A 457-nucleotide genomic window follows, 5' to 3' on the forward strand; every position below is an offset into this window, starting at 1 on the left:
GTCCGACCGGCGGAAGAAGCTGTGTGGCGCCCTCGTCCGCGGACGGGGCCGCGGCGACGGGCGGCAGGAACTGGGTCGCGCCCTCGTCCGCGTGCGCCTGGTGCGCCTGGTGTGGCTGAGGCGCTTGGGGTGCCTGGGGTATCGCGCCGCCGGGTGTCTGCTGGGCGCCCCACCGGTCCTCGGCGCCCTGCGTCCTGTACCGGCCCGAGGGGTCCTGGTACTGCGGGGTCTGGCCCTGCACGCCCTGTACGCCCTGTCCCTGTGCGGAGCCGTCCCAGCCCTGGGCCTGCGCCCCCGGGCCGCCCGCGCCCTGCGGCGAGGCGCTCCAGCTGGAGATCTGCGCGTCCTGGTCCTGGCGCGCGCCGTCCCACTCGTCCGCGGGCGCCCAGTCCTGTCCGGTCCCCTGGGGAGCCTGCGGGTCGGGTCGCGGACCCCACGGCCGGTCCCAGGCCTGGCC

Annotated in this window: 1 pseudogene; it reads right to left on the reverse strand. The window is 77.9% G+C overall.

What is annotated here, in order from left to right:
- Positions 1 to 457 (reverse strand): annotated as a pseudogene (locus HO151_RS00785) (hypothetical protein); the annotation flags it as partial.

The sequence above is a fragment of the Streptomyces sp. 8P21H-1 genome, assembly GCF_013302945.1.